This window comes from Thioalkalivibrio sp. AKL7 (genome assembly GCF_000381705.1).
Lineage (GTDB): Bacteria > Pseudomonadota > Gammaproteobacteria > Ectothiorhodospirales > Ectothiorhodospiraceae > Thioalkalivibrio > Thioalkalivibrio versutus.
Genome location: NZ_KB906950.1, coordinates 196,516 through 215,877 on the forward strand (window position 1 = coordinate 196,516; position 19,362 = coordinate 215,877).

Annotated in this window: 16 protein-coding genes; 11 read left to right on the top strand and 5 right to left on the bottom strand. The window is 66.3% G+C overall.

All coding sequences use genetic code 11. The annotated features are described in order from the left end of the window. Positions 1–40 precede the first annotated feature (40 nt). The 6 genes from G315_RS0107940 (at position 41) to ntrC (ending at position 5,487) form a co-directional block, all read left to right on the top strand. Positions 41–766, top strand: coding sequence for a TIGR00730 family Rossman fold protein (locus tag G315_RS0107940; protein ID WP_018145054.1), 726 nt, complete (start codon positions 41–43; stop codon positions 764–766). Next, positions 766–1,161 carry a DUF2782 domain-containing protein gene (locus tag G315_RS0107945; protein WP_018168881.1) on the top strand — a complete coding sequence of 132 codons (396 nt, stop codon included), beginning with the start codon at positions 766–768 and terminating at the stop codon, positions 1,159–1,161. The genes G315_RS0107940 and G315_RS0107945 overlap by 1 nt, the downstream gene beginning before the upstream one ends. Continuing rightward, complete coding sequence (locus G315_RS0107950; RefSeq protein ID WP_019612265.1) at positions 1,161–2,015, top strand: hypothetical protein; 855 nt, start codon at positions 1,161–1,163, stop codon at positions 2,013–2,015. The genes G315_RS0107945 and G315_RS0107950 overlap by 1 nt, the downstream gene beginning before the upstream one ends. Positions 2,016–2,117: 102 nt before the next feature. Next, positions 2,118–2,765, top strand: a complete 648-nt coding sequence (locus G315_RS0107955) for a DUF4124 domain-containing protein (protein WP_019612266.1) — start codon at positions 2,118–2,120, stop codon at positions 2,763–2,765. 188 nt (positions 2,766–2,953) lie between these two features. Beyond that, positions 2,954–4,051 carry a nitrogen regulation protein NR(II) gene (gene glnL / locus G315_RS0107960; protein WP_038034744.1) on the top strand — a complete coding sequence of 366 codons (1,098 nt, stop codon included), beginning with the start codon at positions 2,954–2,956 and terminating at the stop codon, positions 4,049–4,051. Further along, positions 4,051–5,487 carry a nitrogen regulation protein NR(I) gene (gene ntrC, locus G315_RS0107965; RefSeq protein WP_018145059.1) on the top strand — a complete coding sequence of 479 codons (1,437 nt, stop codon included), beginning with the start codon at positions 4,051–4,053 and terminating at the stop codon, positions 5,485–5,487. Before glnL ends, ntrC begins: the two co-directional genes overlap by 1 nt. Before the next feature lie 250 nt (positions 5,488–5,737). Here the strand turns inward: ntrC and G315_RS0107970 are convergent, their stop codons facing one another. Next, entirely contained in the window at positions 5,738–6,730 is a 993-nt protein-coding gene (locus tag G315_RS0107970; RefSeq protein ID WP_018168885.1) for a dihydroorotate dehydrogenase, read from the bottom strand. Here G315_RS0107970 and G315_RS0107975 point away from each other — a divergent pair. Together G315_RS0107975 and G315_RS0107980 are read left to right on the top strand one after the other, a co-directional pair. Continuing rightward, entirely contained in the window at positions 6,729–7,193 is a 465-nt protein-coding gene (locus G315_RS0107975) for a tRNA (cytidine(34)-2'-O)-methyltransferase (RefSeq protein ID WP_019612268.1), read from the top strand. The two genes, G315_RS0107970 and G315_RS0107975, sit on opposite strands and share 2 nt — an antisense overlap. A 118-nt stretch (positions 7,194–7,311) precedes the next feature. Beyond that, complete coding sequence (locus G315_RS0107980; RefSeq protein ID WP_019612269.1) at positions 7,312–8,184, top strand: dienelactone hydrolase family protein; 873 nt, start codon at positions 7,312–7,314, stop codon at positions 8,182–8,184. 121 nt (positions 8,185–8,305) lie between these two features. On the opposite strand, the gene G315_RS0107985 is transcribed toward G315_RS0107980, so the two are convergent. Continuing rightward, positions 8,306–9,331 carry a porin gene (locus G315_RS0107985; RefSeq protein ID WP_019612270.1) on the bottom strand — a complete coding sequence of 342 codons (1,026 nt, stop codon included), beginning with the start codon at positions 9,329–9,331 and terminating at the stop codon, positions 8,306–8,308. 285 nt (positions 9,332–9,616) lie between these two features. Between G315_RS0107985 and G315_RS0107990 the strand changes: the two genes are divergently transcribed. Then, the gene (locus G315_RS0107990; protein WP_081624467.1) at positions 9,617–11,686 is read left to right on the top strand and encodes a TonB-dependent receptor; all 2,070 of its coding nucleotides are present in this window, start codon (positions 9,617–9,619) and stop codon (positions 11,684–11,686) included. Between the two features lie 115 nt (positions 11,687–11,801). Here G315_RS0107990 and G315_RS0107995 read toward each other — a convergent pair whose 3' ends face one another. Together G315_RS0107995 and G315_RS0108000 are read right to left on the bottom strand one after the other, a co-directional pair. Beyond that, positions 11,802–12,530 (bottom strand): rhomboid family intramembrane serine protease, encoded by a 729-nt coding sequence (locus G315_RS0107995; protein ID WP_019612272.1) that lies wholly within the window; start codon positions 12,528–12,530, stop codon positions 11,802–11,804. 265 nt (positions 12,531–12,795) lie between these two features. Then, positions 12,796–14,301, bottom strand: coding sequence for a SulP family inorganic anion transporter (locus G315_RS0108000; protein ID WP_019612273.1), 1,506 nt, complete (start codon positions 14,299–14,301; stop codon positions 12,796–12,798). A 309-nt stretch (positions 14,302–14,610) separates the two neighbouring features. Here G315_RS0108000 and G315_RS0108005 point away from each other — a divergent pair, with 309 nt between their 5' ends. Beyond that, positions 14,611–15,099 carry a universal stress protein gene (locus G315_RS0108005; RefSeq protein ID WP_018145067.1) on the top strand — a complete coding sequence of 163 codons (489 nt, stop codon included), beginning with the start codon at positions 14,611–14,613 and terminating at the stop codon, positions 15,097–15,099. 95 nt (positions 15,100–15,194) lie between these two features. Here G315_RS0108005 and moaA read toward each other — a convergent pair whose 3' ends face one another. Further along, positions 15,195–16,205 (bottom strand): GTP 3',8-cyclase MoaA, encoded by a 1,011-nt coding sequence (gene moaA / locus G315_RS0108010; protein ID WP_018168892.1) that lies wholly within the window; start codon positions 16,203–16,205, stop codon positions 15,195–15,197. A 234-nt stretch (positions 16,206–16,439) separates the two neighbouring features. Here moaA and G315_RS0108015 point away from each other — a divergent pair, with 234 nt between their 5' ends. Beyond that, on the top strand, positions 16,440–19,349 hold the full coding sequence (locus G315_RS0108015) for a molybdopterin oxidoreductase family protein (protein WP_019612274.1): 2,910 nt from the start codon (positions 16,440–16,442) through the stop codon (positions 19,347–19,349). The last annotated feature ends 13 nt before the right edge of the window (positions 19,350–19,362 follow it).

The following is a 19,362-nucleotide window of genomic DNA, read 5'->3' on the forward strand; positions in this document are numbered from 1 at the left end:
CGCCCGTTACGCTTGAGTCTCCATCCGAGGAACCCGCCGCATGAACAACCGTGAACGTGCCGAACACCCGGGCCTGCGTCCGATTGATGACTCTGCCCTGACCCGTGAAAGCTGGAAGATCTTCCAGATCATGGCGGAGTTCGTGGAGGGCTTCGAGCGCCTGGCGCACATCAAGCCCTCGGTCAGCATCTTCGGCTCTGCCCGCTTCCCCCCGGAGCATCGCTATTACCAGCTGGGCGAGACGACCGCGCGCCAGCTGTCGGATGCCGGCTTTGCGGTGGTCAGCGGCGGCGGGCCGGGCATCATGGAGGCGGCCAACAAGGGGGCCTTTGGCGGGCGCTCGCCCAGCATCGGCCTGAATATCCAGCTACCCCACGAGCAGAGTGCGAATGACTACCAGGACGTGGGGCTGGGCTTTCGCCACTTCTTTTCGCGCAAGGTGATGTTCGTGAAGTATGCATCCGCCTACGTGGTCCTGCCGGGCGGCTTTGGCACGCTGGACGAGCTGGCGGAGATCCTGACGCTGGTGCAGACCGGCAAGACCCGGCGTATTCCCGTGGTCCTCGTGGGCAGCGAGTTCTGGAAGGGGCTGCTCGACTGGTTCCAGGATACCCTGGTGGAACAGGGCACCATCGACGAGGAGGACCTGCAGCTATACTCGTTGGTAGATTCGCCGGAGGATGTGGTGAGCGCGATCTTCGAGCACTACGAGACGCGCAGCTTCGAGCCGTCCGCGGAAGAAAAGAAACGACTGATGGAGCTGTGATGATGACCCCGACCCGCCTGAGCCTGCCCCTGTCGCTGCTGGCGGCCCTGCTGCTGGTGCCCGGTTCGGCGCTGGCGCAGGAAGACCGCGAGTGGGGGGATGCCCCGCCGCCGCCGGAACTGGACGAGGCTGCCGATCCGCCGCCCCCGGTGCTGGACGAGCGCGCCCGCGAGCAGCGCTCCCTGGAAGAGGCCGACATCATCATTATCGAGCGCGATGGCGAGACGCGGCGCGAGTACCGCATGGGCGGCCAGCTGGTGATGGTCGAGGTCACGCCTGCGGTCGGCCCGACCTACTACCTGATTGATACCACCGGCGATGGCACGCTGGATGGTCGCCGCAATGAGCTGGATCCCGACTTTGTACCCCCGTCCTGGGTGATTTTCCGATGGTAATGAATGAATCCGAAATTCAGCGCTGCGGCGAGCTTGCCGACCTGGCACTGACGGCCGGTCCCGAGGGGCCGGAACTCGACGGTCGGCCGGTGCAGTGCCTGCGCCTGCCGGCTGCTGCGGCGCCGGCCCTGGAGCAGGCACTCGGTGCGGTCCCTGCTGGCTGTGGCCGTGTGATCGGCCGGGGTACGGATGATGCGGCCGGGCAGGTGGTCCTGGTGCTCGAGCGTGGCCAGGCCATTCAGGGCACGGTCGCGGCCGAGGGGCCTGGCAGCCTGGAGGCCCTGGGCGAGCGCGCGGCCGACTGGCAGGGCCGCCACACGGCCGGCGCCCTGCCCGCTGGAGACGGCTACCGCCGCGGCGTGCTGCAGCAGAGGATGCGCGAGCGTGCGGACACAATCACGTCTTCGCTGGATGCCGAATCGCGGACGATCCTGGATGCCGAACTGCATCATCAGGGGCTGTACCGTTTCGAGGACCTGCCGCTGGCGGGAAGCGTCTGGCAGACGGTCCGCATCTATCCGGAGGGCGCCGGCCTGGCCGATCTGGTCCTCCCGCCCGCGCCGGTGCCGGCCTTCTGGCAGGTCGCACGGCTCGCCCTGGCGGTCGCCGTGGATGACGCGGGGCGGCCGGATGCCGAGGGCTACCGGGCGTTGCTGTCCGGATATAACGGACGGCGGCCGTTGACCGCCATCGAGCGAGGGGCGGCGCCAACCCTGCTGCGCCTGGCTGCGCTGGACGACTGGCTTGCCGCACTGGAGGCCGGGGCCGATGGGCGCGCCGAGCGCGAACGGCTGGCGGCCCTTCAGGTAGAAGCGGCTCGCTTGCAGGGTGTCTGGGTTCGCGCCGCGGCTTGAGGGCCCAGCCGGCCCGCGCTGACGTGCGGGGCGCCTGGGCCAGTCGTTCGCAAACACAACGAGGCGGGGTCGTGGATCCGTGCCTTCCAAGGAGGAAAGCCCATGTTCCGAATCGCTGTCTGGCTGGCGTTGCCCCTGGCCGCCCTTCTCGCCCCTGCGCTCCTGAGTGCCGACGTCTATCGCTGGACCGACGATCAAGGCAATGTCCACTTCGGCGACCGCCCCCCCGAGGGGAGCCGTAGCGAATCGGTCGATGTGCGTGAGCCGATGCGGGGCGTGCCGCTGGAGGGCGCGCGTGAGATCCTCGAGCGCCCCGTGCGCCCGCGCGGTCAGCCCGAAGCGGAGGGCGCCTACCAGCGGGTCGCCATCGCGCGGCCGGGGGATGGCGAGGGCGTGCGGGCGAACGATGGCAATGTGACCGCGGAGCTCGAGATTGAACCGGCGCTTGACGCCGATGCCGGGCACCGCGTGGTCTGGTTGCTGGACGGGGAGGCCGCCGGCGAGGGGGGCTCGACGAGCGCGACATTCGAGGGCCTGAACCGCGGTGCCTATACCCTGCAGGCGCGGGTCGTGGACGAGTCGGGTCAGGAACTGGGCGCCAGCGATACCATCGAGTTCAACGTGCTGCGCATGGCCATCCCGCGCAGCCAGCAACAGCAGCAACGGCCCCAGCAGTTTCCGTCGGGCGGAGCACCGCAGGCACCGCAGGCTCCCCGGGCGCCGCAGCCGGTGACGCCTGGCCCGAATTGACGCCGGCACTCGCATAGCGCACCGAAGTGGTGCGGTTGATGCCCCAGATTGGTGCTATCATTGCACCACTCTGGGGCGTTTCGGTTTCAAGGGTGTCGGCGGCCAGGCTTCTGGTGTGACGCAGCCCTCGGCTTCAGCGTCCCGCCCGGCGATTTTCGCTTGGCGCGATTCCTGCTTGAGGCCTTTCGATGACTACGCCCGCTGCCAATCCCGGTATGACCACCCCGCCCTGGTGGGACGACCTCTCCACGGCCGTGCTGGTGACCGATGCGGAACTGCGCCTGCTCAGCCTGAACAGTGCGGCTGAGGTCCTGCTCGGGCTGAGCCGCGAACGTATCGTCGGTCACGGACTGGGGCAATGGCTCAAGCTGGACCGGAATCTGGCCAACCGCCTGCGTTCGGCGCTGACCCTGGATCAGCCGATCACGCTGCGTGCCCGTCAGATGGAGCCCCTGCGAGCCGACAGCTTCCTGGCCGACGTGATCATCACGCCACTGCACCCGGCCGGCGAGCGGCCGGGCCAGTTGCTGTTCGAACTGAACGCCATCGACCGCCACGAGCGCATCAGCCGCGAGGAACAGTTGCAGAAGCAGCAGGCGATCACCCGTGCAGTGACCCGTGGGCTGGCCCACGAGATCAAGAACCCGCTGGGCGGGCTGCGCGGCGCGGCGCAGTTGCTCGCCAGCGAGCTGGACGACTCGGGTCTCAAGGAATACACCCAGATCATCATCCGCGAGGCGGACCGCCTGCGCAGCCTGGTCGACCGCATGCTGGGGCCGAACAACATGCCGCGGCGCGAGGCCGTGAATCTGCACGAGGTCCTGGAGCACGTGCGGGGCCTGGTCAGCGTGCAACTGCCGCTGGGGCTGAAGATCCGCGGCGACTACGACCCCAGTATTCCCGACGTGCAGGCGGATCGCGACATGCTGGTGCAGGCCATCCTCAACCTGGTGCAGAACGCGGTGCATGCACTGGAAGACGGGGGGCAGATCACCCTGAGCTCGCGGATCCTGCGCCAGTACACGATCTCCGGGAAGCGCCACCGGTTGGTGGCCAAGCTGAGTGTGCGCGACAACGGCCCCGGCATCCCGGAGGAGATCCGCGAACGCATCTTTTTCCCGATGGTGACCGGGCGCGCCGAGGGCACCGGGCTGGGGCTGCCGATTGCCCAGAGCCTGATCCAGCTGCATGACGGCTTGATCGAATGCCATTCGCGCCCGGGGGCGACCTCATTCGACATCCTGCTTCCTATTGATTCCCCCCAGGGCCGGGAGGAGACGCACTGATGGAACCCATCGTCTGGATCATTGACGACGACGACTCGATTCGCTGGGTGCTGGAACGCGCCCTCCAGCGTCACGCGATCGCCGTGCGCGGCTTCGAGACCGCGGACGCTGCCTGGGCGGCGCTCGAGCGCGATCCGGTCCCGGACACCATCGTCGCCGACATCCGCATGCCGGGCCTGAACGGGCTGGATTTCCTCGCCCGCATGCAGACCCGCCCGGATCCACCGCCGGTCATCATCATGACCGCCTTCTCCGATCTGGAGAGCGCAGTGGGCGCCTACCAGACCGGGGCCTTCGAGTACCTGCCCAAGCCGTTCGACGTGGACGAGGCCGTGGCCCTGGTGCAACGCGCGCTGGAGGCGCGCCGTGCCGGGCAGGAGAACGGCCCCGCCGGTCCCGAGATCGAGGAGACCCCGATCATCGGCGAGGCTCCGGCCATGCAGGAGATGTTCCGTGCCATCGGGCGGCTCTCGCGCAGCAATATCACCGTGCTGATCAATGGCGAATCCGGCACCGGCAAGGAGCTGGTTGCCCGCGCGCTGCACCAGCACAGCCCGCGCGCCGACCAGCCGCTGATCGCGCTGAACACCGCGGCCATCCCCAAGGATCTGCTGGAGAGCGAGCTGTTCGGTCACGAACGCGGCGCGTTCACCGGGGCCAACCAGAGTCGCAAGGGCCGTTTCGAGCAGGCCGACGGCGGCACCCTGTTCCTCGACGAGATCGGCGATATGCCGTTCGATCTGCAGACGCGCTTGTTGCGCGTGCTGTCCGATGGCACGTTCTACCGTGTGGGCGGCCATACCCCGATCCGGGTGGACGTGCGCATCATCGCCGCGACCCACCAGGACCTGGAAGAACGCGTTCGCGCGGGCCTGTTCCGCGAGGATCTGTTCCACCGCCTGAACGTGATCCGCATCCACGTGCCATCGCTGCGCGAGCGCCCGGAGGACATCCCGCTGCTGGTGCAGCACTTCATGGCCGAGGTCGCTCAGGAACTGGGCGTGGAGGCCAAGACCATGCGCCCCGAGGTGGTCGCGGAGCTGCAGCGCCTGCCGTGGCCGGGGAACGTCCGCCAGCTGGAAAACACCTGCCGCTGGCTCACCGTGATGGCGTCGGGCCGCGAGGTGCACCTGGATGACCTGCCGGCCGAGCTGCACCAGCCGACCGAGAGCCGTGCCGAGCCCGGGAGTGCCCCGGTCCGTGTCGCTGCCGGCCCGCGGGACTGGACCGCCGAACTCGCCCAGGTCGCCCGCCAGCACTGGCAGCGCGGCGATCACGACCTGCTGGGCTCGGTCCTGCCGCAGATGGAACGCACGGTGATCCGCGAGGCACTGAACGCGACCGGTGGTCACCGCCAGCAGGCGGCCGCCCTGCTTGGATGGGGGCGCAACACCCTTACTCGCAAGATCCAGGAACTCGGCCTCGACGACGAGTAGGTCTTTTCACCGAGAAGGCACGAAGAAGGGCAAGGGCGATTTAACCCCAGAGATCACGGAGGACACGGAGAAAACCAGGGATGGTTTTGTTACGGGTAGGATGCCGATGAGCGCAGCGAAACGCATCGGCCACACGGGGTGGCCCGGCCCCGATGCGTTTCGCATGGCTCAACGCATCCTACCCCTCTGAAAAATTGGCGCCTTTTTCCGTGTACTTCGTGGTCAACAGGCTCTTTAGTGAACCGGCCTTTCAGGTGGTGGGATCCTGCGGAGCAGGCGGGGCGCAGGCGGAGACGGCACCGTTCAGTTGCAGGGTGCCGGTCAGGTCGCGCACGTGGGTGTAGCCGTGGCGGTCCATGTAGTCGCTGATGCCGTGCAGGATCTTCGGCAGGCACAGTGCGTCGTAGAACAGGCCCGTGCCCACGCCCACGGTGCTGGCGCCGGCGATCAGGAATTCCAGCGCGTCGGTGGCATTCATCACGCCGCCCTGGCCGATGATCGGCACGTTGTGCGGCGCGGCCACCTGGTAGACCTGCTGCACCTTCAGCAGCGCGATCGGCTTGATCGCCGGGCCGGACAGCCCGCCCTGGTTGTTGCCGATGACTGCGCGGCGGTTCTCCACGTCCACCGCCATGCCCATCAGGGTGTTGATCACCGCAAACGCGTCGGTGCCGGCCTCGATGCAGCGCCGGGCGTTCTCGGCGATGTCCGTCTGGTTGGGCGAGAGCTTGGTGATCAGCGGCTTGGAGGTGACCTTGCGGCAGGCCTCGACCACCCGGGCGGACATGTCCGGGTCATTGCCAAAGGCGACGCCGCCTTCCTTCACGTTGGGGCAGGAGATGTTGATCTCGATGGCGTCGATCGGGGAGTCGTCGAAGCGCCGGGTGACCTCGATGTACTCCTCGAGGGTGGAGCCCGACACGTTGGCGAAGAAGCGCGTCTCGTCGAAGTCCAGCTGCGGCAGGGTGTGGTCCACCACGTGGTCGACCCCGGGGTTCTGCAGGCCGATCGCGTTGAGCATGCCGTCCGGGGTCTCGTAGACGCGATGCGGCGCGTTGCCCAGGCGTGCCTGGCCGGTCGTGCCTTTCAGGCAGATCGCGCCTGCATCGCGGTTGGAGAAACCCGCCACGCGGGTGTATTCCTCGCCAAAGCCGACACAGCCGGACAGCAGCACCAGCGGCGTGTTCAAATGCAGGCCGCAGAATTCCAGGGCCAGCCGCGGATCGGTGCGCGAATCACTCATGCTTCACATCGTCCTCTATGAACCGGAGATCCCGCCGAACACGGGCAATATCATTCGTCTGGCGGCCAATACCGGGGCGGCGCTGCACCTGATCCACCCGCTCGGGTTCGAGCTGGACAGTGCGCGGGCGCGCCGCGCCGGGCTCGACTATCACGAGCTGGCCCGGGTGCAAGAGTATGACAGCCTCGACCAGTGGCGGGAATCGGTGCAGCCTGGCCGGGTGTTCGCCATGACCACGCGCGGGCAGGCTCGCTACGACGCCCCGGCCTTCCGCGATGGCGATGCCTTGTTGTTCGGTCCGGAGACGCGAGGCCTTCCGGCGTCGGTCCTGGATGCCCTGCGGCCGGAGCATCGCCTGCGCCTCCCGATGCGCGAAGGCAGCCGCAGCCTCAACCTTTCCAATGCCGTGGCGGTGGTGGTCTACGAGGCCTGGCGCCAGCTGGGGTTTCCCGGCGGCGCATGATCCCAAACTGGCGGGATGGGCACGGCCTGCGGGATTGCACTACCCTCGGAAGAAAGCACCCGCGCCGTCCGTCTTTCGAGGGCGATCGCGTCCGTACGTCCACCACGAGAGGTTTCCGATGTTTCCAGTGCTGCGTTCTTTCTGTCTGCTGGCCGCCACGGCCCTGATCTCGGCCCCGCTGGCGGCCGATGAACCCACCGGTTCCGACAACTGGTGGTGGGACGACGACTGGTGGGAGGACGGGGTCATGTACGCCGATCTCGAAAACCACGAGGTGGCGATCGAACGCATCGAATACGAGCGCGATGGCATCGGCATTCCGGCGATGGTCGCCCGTCCGGCGGACGGTGAGGACTATCCCGCAATCCTCTGGACCCATGGCCGGCGCGGCCTGGACGATCTGGCCGAACTGCACGTGAAGCGCCTGGCCGCGCGCGGCTTCGTCGTGCTGGCGCCGGATCTGTACACCGGCCGCTTTATGGAGAGTCATCCGCTGGACCATGACTACGAGCTGGAAGGTGACCTGAACCAGGGCCTGGACGTGCTGTTGGAGCGCGAGGACATCATTGGCAATCGCGCCTGCCTGCTCTCCATCACCCGCGGCGGCTACAAGGCGCTCAAGGTCGCCGTCACCTTCGAGCGCCAGATCGAGGATGTCGCCTGCTGGGCCGGCTACTACCCGCACCTGCAGGACCCGAACCTGGGCGAGCCGCACCAGGTGTATCGCTACGCCAACGAGGTCAACGAGCTCGAGATCCCGATGATGATCCTGATCGGGGACGAGGAGCAGTACCAGCGCCACCGCACCGCGCGCATGGCCGCCGACGGCCTTGCAAGCCGCGGGGGCGAAGTGCACTGGATCGAATACCCGGGCGTGGGCCGCGGCTTCGACTTCCGCAACGGCAACAACCGCACCTTCGCCGACGACCTCGCATCGCGCGACGCCATGATCCGCGTCACCCGCTTCGTCAATCAGCACCTGCGCGACTGACCTCGCTGCCGTCCGCGAGCTGGGCACCAACGAAAAAGGCCCCGCCGGGGCGTAATCCGGCAGGGCCTGGGATGGTAGACGCCCCGGCGGTCCTGGCCGTCGGGGTGTCCGTGCTACGGCCTTAGAAGTCGTAGCGCATGCCGATCGACAGTGCCGTGGCCGTCTGGGCGAGGGGGTTGGCATCGTCGGGGTTGGCACTGCGGGCCGCACTCCAGGGGCTCAAGGCGGAGTTCACGTCGTTGTCGACCATTGCGACGTTGCCGTAGAAACGCAGGTCACTGTCGACACGGTATTCGAGGCCAAGCGCATACATGGTGGCGTCGGCATCGTCCAGATCGGAATCCAGCTGGAAGGCGTGGCCGTTCAGGTACATGTTCGATGTCAGGCGGAACTGCCCGCCCAGGCCGTACACATCTGCTTCGTCGCCATTGGTAGTTTCCGAGGTCTGGTAGAAGGCACCCATGCGGAAGGCCGGCGTGATGCGGTAGCCAACGGCCAGGCGCCAGGCATCCGGATCCATCGCGCCGTCTTCCTGTTTTTCGTAGGCCAGGGCACCGGTCAGGTCGCCCATGTTGAGATTCAGCGAGGTGGAGTAGGCCTTGTTGGTCGCACCGTCCACGGTGGAGGCATCGCCGGTCTCGTTGGAGTACTGGATGTTCCAGGTCAGGCCGCCGAAGCTGGGGGTCTGGTAGTGGATGCTGTTGTTGAAGCGCTCGTCGAAACGTCCGGTCTGGGCGCGTGAGCGAGTCAGGTTGCGCATGTCGCCGACCTGGTCGCCGAAGAAGTTGGCCGGGCCACGGGCGCGCTTGAACGGGGTGTCGAACTTGCCGATGCGCAGCATGCCCCACTCGGAACCCTTCAGGCCCACAAAGGTGTCGCGGGTCGCGAAGTTTGTGCCGTTGGTGTCGAAATCGATCTGCTGCTCGATCTGGAACATGCCGACCAGCTGTTCGCGGAATTCGCGCTCGCCCTTGAAGCCCAGGCGGCTGGAATTGCTCGAGACGTTGAATTCGTTGTATTCGGCGCCGTCATCCAGGATGTCGGCGGACAGGTGGGCGCGGCCGTACAGCGTCCAGTCGGCGGTGGCCAGGGCCGGGACGACCAGGCCGGCGGCGATCAAGCTGGTCAGCAGGTGCTTGCGGTTCATGGATTTCTCCCCTATTTGCGTTTGAACGTTGGCGAGACGCGAGTGCCTCTCGACAGGGCGCAAGCATGGGGAGGCCGGGTGACGCCCCGGTTAAGCGCTGATGAAGATCCCGTTAAAAGGCCACACCGTTGCGGAAATGACACGGCTTCGAACGGAACCCGCCGCAAGGCGATGGGTCCTTCCGATGAGGAGCCGGTTTCCGGTCTACTGGAGGTCTCGGGGCGAGCGAGAGGAGGTGCGGCATTGGAAGCATCGGAGTCGACGATCCCCCGCCTGAGTGGCTGGATGCTGTGGCCCCTTCTGGTTGTATCCCTGGCAAGCGGCGCGGAGGAGGGGGCACCGCTGGTGCTCGATCCGGTCGAGATCACGGTGACGGCGCCGCGCCTGGCGACCCCGTTGGCGGATCTGCCGGCGGCGGTCAGCCGGGTCGACGAGCGTCAGGCCACCGAGGGGCGCCAGGGCCTGCAGCTGGACGAGGCGCTCAACCGTGTGCCGGGGCTGTTCGCGCAGAACCGCTACAACTTTGCCCAGGATGCGCGAATCTCGATCCGCGGTTTCGGTTCGCGCGCCCCGTTCGGGGTGCGTGGACTGCGCATCCTGCAGGACGGGATCCCCGAGACCACGCCGGACGGGCAGTCGCAGGTGGATGCCATCGATCTGCTGAATCTGCGCGACATTGAAGTGCTGCGAGGGCCCAGCGCGGCGTTGTACGGCAATGCCTCCGGCGGCGTGATCGCTGCGCGCACCCGCGACGGGCGGGATCCGCGCGGATTCGGCGGCGGCGTGTTGATGGGCAGCTACGGTTATCGTCGCGCCGAAGCGGTGGCGGAGCAGGACCACGGCACCCACCGCTATTCCCTGACCGCACATGATTTCGCCATCGACGGCTACCGCGAACAGTCCACCGCCGAGAAGCGCTATCTGCGCCTGCATACCGTCTCGGAACTGGATGCCGGCACGCTCAACTTTCACCTGCGCTACCTGGATGCGCCACGCACCGATGACCCCGGCGGCCTGACCCGCGAGGAGATGCGCGAGGACCGGCGTGCCGCGGCCCCGCTGGCCACGGCGCTGGACAGTACCCAGTCCGCCGAACAGCTGACCACCGGCCTGCAATGGGAACAGCCACTGGCCGGGGGCGAGTTGCGCCTGGGCGGCTTCTGGACCCACCGCGACTACGCGCAGCAGCTTCCATTTCCTACTGACTCGAGGGTGGCGTATGACCGGGATTTCTATGGTGTGAACGCTCAGTACGAGCACGACTTCGGGCGGACCCGAGTGTTGACCGGTATCGACCTGGAGGAACAGCGCGACGACCGGACTCGCCGCTGTACGTCGGGCACTTTCGAGCCTGGGGAGCTGGATTGCGACGATGACGAAGTGGTCGGCGATCTGGCTCTGGATCAGCGCGAACGGGCCCGCTCGCGCGGGGTATTTGTCCAGACCGATACCGCACTCGGGTCGGACTGGAACCTGGTGGCCGGCGCCCGTCACGACCGTATTCGCATGTCCATCGACGATCACTTCGTCGAGCGGTTCGACGACGGTAATGACGTCACGGACCGATCGGGCCGGCGGACCTTTGACGAGACCAGCGGCATGGCCGGGCTGATCTGGCACTTCCGGCCCGAGTATCGCGCCTACGTGAATGTGGCGACCAACTTCGAGACCCCGACCTTCACCGAGTTTGCCAATCCGGAGGGCGGAGGCGGCTTTAATCCCGAGGTGGAGCCACAACGGGCGCGCAGTATCGAGGTCGGTATCCGGCGCGAGAATCCGCAGCTCTCCTGGGAGGCCTCGGTCTACGCTACCCGGGTGCGCGACGAACTGTCGCCGTACCAGCTTGAAGGTCAGGGCGACCGGACGTTCTATACCAACGCCGGGCGCACGGCGCGCGATGGCGTTGAGCTAAGCGCAGACTGGCGGGTGAACTCGCAATGGACCCTGAGCGCCGCTGCAAGCCTCAATCGTTTCCGTTTTCGCGAATTCGAGGATGTCGAGGGTGTTCGCCATGACGGCAACCGCATGCCGGGGCTGCCGCGCGAGCAGTTGTTCGCCGAGGCCGACTGGCGCGACGGCCCCTGGTTCGTGACCGTGGACGCGCTGCATGTGGGGTCGCGTTACGCGGACAACGCGAACACGGAGAAGGTGGGACCGCAGACGACGCTGAACCTGCGCGCCGGCCGGTTCTGGCAGCAGGGCGATACCCGCGCCGAGGCCTTCGTCGCCGCCAACAACCTGCTGGATGCGGACAATGTCGACAACATCCGTATCAATGCGGCGGGCGGCCGCTACTACGAGCCAGCGCCGGGCCTGACCTTGATGGCGGGGGTGCGGATGTATTTCGGACAGTGAGAGGGGGGGAGTCGGTGCGGTTCGCTGCGCTCACGGCAGCCTGCGATCGGCGGGTCCGGAAGCATCACCGCAGGATGCGCTGAGCGCAGCGAACCGCATCCACACACGGGTCCGGCTAATCACGACGCCACGGCTCGTCCGACGACTTCCCGGGCTCGATCTCGTCCAGGCGCCCCTGCTCGATCTTGCGCAGGGTCTCCGGGTCGGTCTCGTCGTCGTCCTCCCAGGAAGATCGGCGCGCCGGGGGTAACGGGTCACGCCGGTACAGGAACCCGCCACAGACCGCGCCCACCACCGCGCCGAACAGGTGTGCCTCGAAGGACACCTTGGGACCACTGGGGAACACGCCCCACAGCATGCTTCCGTAAAGGAACAGGATGATGATGGCGAGCGCGATGGACAGCGCATCGCGGCGGCGAATCCCGATCACGACCGCGAAGAACATCAGACCGTGGGTAAGGCCGGACGCCCCGATGTGCAGCCCCTCGCGGGCAAACAGCCACACGCCCAGTCCACCCATCAGCCAGATCAGCGGCACCGCCGTGCGCGTGGCCTGGGGAAAGCCGTAGAGGGTCAGCATGCCCAGCACCCAGAGGGTCGGGACATTGGCCAGCAGGTGGCCCCAGGAGCCGTGGATGAGCGGCGAGGTGATGATGCCCAGCACCCCGACCGCGTCGCGCGGGAGGATGCCCAGGCGTGACCAGTCACCGCCGGTTAGCTCCTGCAGCGCATGGATCACGATCAGGATGCCGGCCCCGAGCATAGGCCACATCAGGGCGCGCCGAATGCGCTCGCGTTCGGCCCTGGGATCGGTCGGGGGTGCCGGCCGGCGCAGATTCATCATGCGCCTAGCCTGCCACGCTCGGGCACGAGGTCCAATCTCTCTGGCTCCCGGGCGCCGCCCCTGGCACCGTCATTGCGAGGCCCCGCAGGGGCCGTGGCAACCTCCCAAAGCTGGCACCGACTCGGGACCCGATGGCTCCGGATGGAGGTTACTCGCTGCGCTCGCCCTTCGGGCCGGCCTGCGGCCGTTCAACGCAGCTTCGCTGCTTTTGTGCCGCGTCGCCTTCGGCTCCTCGCAATCACGGTGCCGAAGGCGAACGGCGGGATTAGTGCCCGCCCGGCCCCAGGTCGGCGCCCTTGTCGTGCAGGGCAAGCTTGTCGTGGAGTTCGCCGCTTTCGCCGCGCGGGGCCTTCACGTCGACCTCCATGCCGTTGCGGCGGAACTTGCCGACGACCTTGTCGATCGCGGCCACGGCCGAGCTGTCCCACAGCGAGGCGCGGGTCAGGTCGATCTCGACGTTATGGATGCCTTCGCGGTAGTCGAAGCTGTCGATGAACTTGTCCACGGCGACGAAGAAGAGCTGGCCGCGAACGGTGTAGATGCGGGTCTTGCCGTCCTCCGACAGGTCACTCTTCACTTCCACCGCCTTGACCATCTTGCGCGCGAAGAAGATCGCGGCGAGCAGCACGCCGGCGAACACGCCCATCGACAGGTCGTGGGTGATCACGGTGACCGCGACGGTCACGATCAGCACCACGGCATCGGTGCGCGGCAACTTGTGCAGCGTGGTCAGCGAGCCCCAGTCGAAGGTGGCGATGGAGACCATGATCATCACCGCGACCAGTGCGGCCATCGGGATGATCGAGACCAGATCGCCCAGCACCAGGATGAAGAACAGCAGGAACAGGCCGGCCGACAGGGTCGACAGCCGACCGAGACCGCCGGACTTGATGTTGATGACCGACTGGCCAATCATCGCGCAGCCGGCCATGCCGCCGAAGAAGCCGGTGACGATGTTGGCGATGCCCTGGCCCTGGGCCTCGCGGTTCTTGCCGGAGGGGGTGTCGGTCAGGTCATCGAGGATCGAGGCCGTCAGCAGCGACTCCAGCAGACCAACGATCGCCAGCGCGAACGCGGTCGGGAAGATGATCTGCAGGGTCTCCAGGTTCCACGGGATGTCGGGGAACAGGAACACCGGCAGGCCGGAGGGCAGGTCGCCCATGTCGCCGACTTCCAGCGTGGGCATGCCCATGTAGTAGACGACGCCGGTTAGCGCGATGATCGCGACCAGCGGTGGCGGCAGAAGCTTCGGGTAGCCCGGGATCATCGGCAGGCCGTAGAGGATGATCAGGCCGGCCGCGACCAGCGCCCACATGGTGGTGTCGCCATCCACCAGGTAGGGCACCTGGGAGAGAAAGATCAGGATCGCCAGCGCGTTGACGAAGCCGACCAGCACGGTGCGCGGGATGAACATCATGTAGCGCGCGAGCTTGGCCCACGAGAACAGGAGCTGGATGATCCCGGTCAGGATGGTGGCCGCCAGCAGGTACTGCAGCCCGTGCTCGGCCACTAGCGTGACCGTGAGCAGGGCCATCGCCCCGGTTGCCGCCGAGATCATGCCGGGGCGCCCGCCGGCGAAGGCGATCACCACGGCCATGGTGAACGAGGCGTACAGGCCCACGCTCGGATCGACGCCGGCAATGATGGAGAAGGCGATCGCCTCGGGGATCAGGGCCAGTGCGACCACGATCCCGGCGATCAGGTCGCCGCGGACATTGAAGAACCAGACCTTGCGCTGGCGGGACAGGAAGTCTTGTATGGTCTGCTGCACGTTGCGTTCCCCAATACCGGTGCGCGCCGAAGCCGACCAGGGTCGGGATCAACGGGTGAACGAACAGGTACCAGAGACTTTGGGAGGCGCGGATCCACGCGAAGGGTTGGATCGGCGTTTCCCCGGGAAGTAGCCGGGCCCGGTTGCCACCAGTGGATGGCGCGGTTGCAAGCGGTTCGGTGCCAGTACAGACTGAGAACCGCTCAGGAAAGGCGCGAAATTGTACCACTCTATTAGTCGGCTCTGAAGTTTTCATGACCCCGGGCGCGTACGCCGGGTCGGTTTCATGCGATCACAAAGGGGATCCCCATGCTGCAGCGCGTCATCATCGCCATCGACTTCTCGCCCGCTTCGGCCTCGGCCCTGGCGATTGCCCGCCAGCACTGCCCGGGGGCGAAGAAGCGGTTGTTGTATGTGATGAAGCCGTCGGACGTGGCCGGTCCCAGCTCTGCCGGTGCGTTCAGTGGTGCGGGCTCGTCGCCGCTGAACGCGAAGGACATGCGCAATGCTGCGGAGGAGAAGGTGCGTGCCCAGATGCAGGAGTGGGCCGAGGCAGACGACGACGTCGCCATCGCCGTGGGCAGCGCCCCCGAGGAAATCTCGCGCCACGCCGAGGAGTGGGGTGCGGACATGATCGTGATGGGGACCCGTGGGCGCAGCCAGATCTCCAACATGCTCTCCGGCTCTGCCACCGAGTGGCTGGTGCGCAATGCGCGCCTGCCGGTGCTGGTGGTGCACGACGTGCCGCTGTCCGACTCGATGAAGGAAAAGCTGCCGCCGGAAGGCGCCGTCGACTGAAGCGGCTCGCAGCCCTCCCGGCATGCAGAAGGCCCGCTTTCAGCGGGCCTTTCTCGTTCCTGCGGCATGCTCTCGCGATGACGGCTGACCGGGCGTCAGCCCCCGGTCATGGACATGAAGCGCAGGACTTTCTCCGGGCGCTCGGAGAATTCGTGGCGTTCCGGCTTCAGGTTGATGGCCTGGACCACCAGGTCCTCCAGTTCCGAATCGGTACAGCCCTCACGCAGGTAGGGGCGCAGGTTCAGGCTGTGGTCGTTGCCGAGGCAGGTGTAGATGGTGCCGTCCACCGACAGGCGCACGCGATTGCAGGTATCGCAGAAGTGCTGCGAGATCGGGGTGATGAAGCCGATGCGCACATCGGTATCCGGGATCTGCATGTAGCGCGCCGGGCCGCCCCCGGGCATCACGCCGGGCACCAGGTTGTAGCGCGGCTCCAGGCGGGCACGCACATCCTGCAGGTTCACGTAATGACCCTCTTTCGCCTGGCGGCCCGTGTCGCCCATCGGCATGGTCTCGATGAAGCGCAGGGTGAAGCCGTGTTCGATGCAGAAGTCGACCATGTCCTCGACCTCCGGCTCGTTGATCCCGCCCATCACGACCATGTTGATCTTGATTGGGGCGAGGCCCGCGGCCTTGGAGGCCATCAGCCCGTCCAGCACCTTCTCCAGCTTGCCGCCGGTGATCTCCTTGAAGACCTCGGGCTTGAGCGAATCGAGGCTGACGTTGATCCGGTCGACGCCAGCATCCTTCAGCTCCTGCGCATGGCGCGCCATGCGCGTGGCGTTGGTGGACAGCGAGATATCGTCGATGCCGGGCAGGGCATTCAGACGCGCGGCCAGATCCGGGAGGTTCTTGCGCACCAGGGGCTCGCCGCCCGTCAGGCGCACACGGCGGGTGCCGAGGCGACCGAAGGCGCCCATCACGCGCTCGATCTCCTCGAAGCTGAGCCAGTGTTCCGGCTCCTCGAAGTCGCGAAAGCCCTTGGGCATGCAGTAGAAACAGCGCAGATCGCAGCGATCGGTGACCGAGAGGCGCACGTATTCGATGCGGCGACCGAAGGCGTCGATCAGGGCGTTTCCTTCCGTGGGGGTGTCGGCGTGTTCCATTGGCGGGCCTGTGACGTCGAGTGGGGCGATATGTTCCGTGGTACACATCGTAGATCATTTTGCCGCCTTTGCCACCCGAACGTGCAAATCATCTGTGGATTCGCGTCACAATAAAAAAAATCTTCACCCGATCATTCTGGTTTATCCGCAAATAGAAAAGACTCGTTGGCAGAATGTGTCCGCTCCGTCCACAATGCGCGATGCATAACTGAACCGAGATCACGAGGTCGCCCCATGAGCGCGTTGCCCGAATTCGAGAAGCACGGCGAGCAGGAGATCAAGTACACCACCTGCTACATGTGCGCCTGTCGTTGCGGTATCAAGGTTACCGTCCAGGACAACAAGGTCCGCTACATCCAGGGGAATCGGCACCACCCGATCAACAAGGGTGTGCTCTGCGCCAAGGGCAACGCGGGGATCATGAAGCAGCAGTCCCCGGCGCGCCTGCACCAGCCGATGCGCCGCAAGCCGGGCACCGAGCGCGGTGCTGGCGAGTTCGAGCCGATCTCCTGGGACGAGGCGCTGGACACCCTGTCCGCGCGCCTGCAGAAGATCCGCGAGACCGACCCGCGCAGGCTGGCGTTCTTCACCGGCCGTGACCAGATGCAGGCCCTGACCGGCCTGTGGGCAACCCAGTTCGGTACCTACAACTGGGCGGCCCACGGTGGCTTCTGCTCGGTGAACATGGCCGCCGGCGGCCTGTACACCACTGGCTTCGCCTTCTGGGAATTCGGCGACCCCGACTGGGATCGCACCAAGTACCACATGCTCTGGGGTGTGGCGGAAGACCATGCCTCCAACCCGATCAAGATCGGGCTGGAAAAGCTCAAGCGCAGCGGCGGCAAGTTCGTCGCGATCAACCCGGTGCGCACCGGCTACCAGGCGATCGCCGACGAGTGGGTGGGCATCAAGCCCGGCACCGACGGCCTGTTCGCGCTGTCGATGCTGCACGTGCTGCTGAAGAACGACCAGTTCGACTGGGACTTCCTGGTGCGCTACACCAACGCCACCCAGCTGGTGGTACAGACCCCGGGCCAGAAGGGCGACGGCCTGATCCTGCGTGACGAGGCCGGCAACCCGCAGGTCTGGGAGCTGGAGAAGGAGGCCTTCGTCGACGGCAGCCAGGTCGACATCAAGCCGGCCCTGTTCGGCGAGTACACCGCCCCGGACGGCCGCCCGGTCAAGACCGTGATGACCCTGCTGGCCGAACGTTACCTGGCGGACGAGTATTCCCCGGAGAACACCGCCGCGGTGACCGGCATCCCGGCCGAGCAGACCGAGCGCCTGGCGCTGGAGATGGCCCACGTCGCGTTCAAGGAGACCATCGAGCTCGACATCGAGTGGACCGACTCCTGGGGCCGCAAGCACGACAAGGTGTTCGGGCGTCCGGTGTCCATGCACGCGATGCGCGGCATCTCCGCGCACTCCAATGGATTCCAGACCTGCCGCGCGATCCACTTGCTGCAGATCATGCTGGGCTCGGTGGACTGCCCCGGCGGTCACCTGGCCAAGCCGCCATATCCGAAGCACATCCCGCCGGGCATCAAGCCGGCCAAGGAATGCGCCCCGAACACCCCGCTGAAGAGCCCGCCGCTCGGTTTCCCGACCGCGCCGGAGGATCTGGTCATCGATGACGACGGCAACCCGCTGCGCATCGACAAGGCCTTCTCCTGGGATGCGCCGGTGTCCAACCACGGCATGATGCACATGGTGGTGACCAATGCGGTCAACGCCGACCCGTACCCGATCGACACCCTGATCTTCTTCATGGCGAACATGTCGTGGAACTCCACGATGAACACCGCCGAAGTGATGGACATGCTGCGGTCCAAGGACGAGAACGGCGAGTACAAGATCCCGTTCCTGGTGGTCTCGGATGCGTTCAATTCCGAGATGGTCAGCTTCGCCGACCTGGTGCTGCCGGATACCACCTATCTGGAGCGCTACGACACCATCTCCATGCTCGACCGCCCGATCTCCGAGCCGGCCGCGGCGGCGGACTCCATCCGCCACCCGATCCTCGAGCCCGATCGCAACGTGCGGCCGTGGCAGGAGGTCATGGTCGAGCTGGCCGGGCGCCTGAAGTTCCCGGCGTTCACCAAGGACGATGGCAGCCGCAAGTTCTCGGACTACAAGGACTTCATCGTCAACTTCGAGAAGGAGCCGGGCATCGGCTTCCTGTCCGGCTATCGCGGCAAGGACGGCCAGAGCCACTTGCGCGGCGAGCCGAACCCGAAGCAGTGGGAGGCGTACATCGAGAACCAGGGGTTCTTCCTGTACCACCTGGCGCCGAATCAGCAGTTCTACCGCTACGCCAACAAGGACTACCTGGAGCTGGCCAAGCACGCCGGCTGGGTGGGCAAGACCGATCCGATCACGATCGAGCTCTACTCCGAGACCCAGCAGCGCTTCAAGCTGGCCGGCCAGGGCCTGTACGACGGCCCGCAACCGACCAAGCAGGAGCACAAGGACCGGCTGACCCAGTACTTCGATCCGCTGCCCATCTGGCACAAGCCGCTGGAGCAGACCCGGATCGACGAGGACGAGTACCCGTTCTACGCGGTCAACCAGCGTCCGATGTTCATGTACCACTCCTGGGATTCGCAGAACGCCTGGCTGCGCCAGATCTGCGCCCAGAACTACCTGTACATGAACCGTCAGAAGGCGGAGTCCATGGGCATCGAGGATCTGTCCTGGGTGTGGCTGGAGTCGCACAACGGCAAGATTCGCGTGCAGGTCAAGCTGATCGAGGGCTGCGAGCCCAGCACCGTCTGGACCTGGAACGCCATCGGCAAGCAGAAGGGCGCCTGGGGCCTGAAGCCGGAGGCGAACGAGTCGCAGAAGGGCTTCCTGATGAATCACCTGATCAGCGAGCTGCTCCCGAAGAAGGGCGACCCGATCGACAACATCACCAACTCCGACCCGGTCACCGGGCAGGCCGCGTGGTACGACCTCAAGGTCAAGATCACCCCGGCCGGTCCCGACGAGCAGAGCGCCTGGCCGCAGTTCGACGAGGTGAAGGCCACGCCGGGCATGTCCGAATCGCCGGACCAGCTGCGCTACCACGCGCACAAGCCCGTGCACCTGAACCGCGACATCCGCGACGTGCTCACGCGCGGTTCGCTGGACGACGAGAAAAACTGATCCGGCCCGGTTC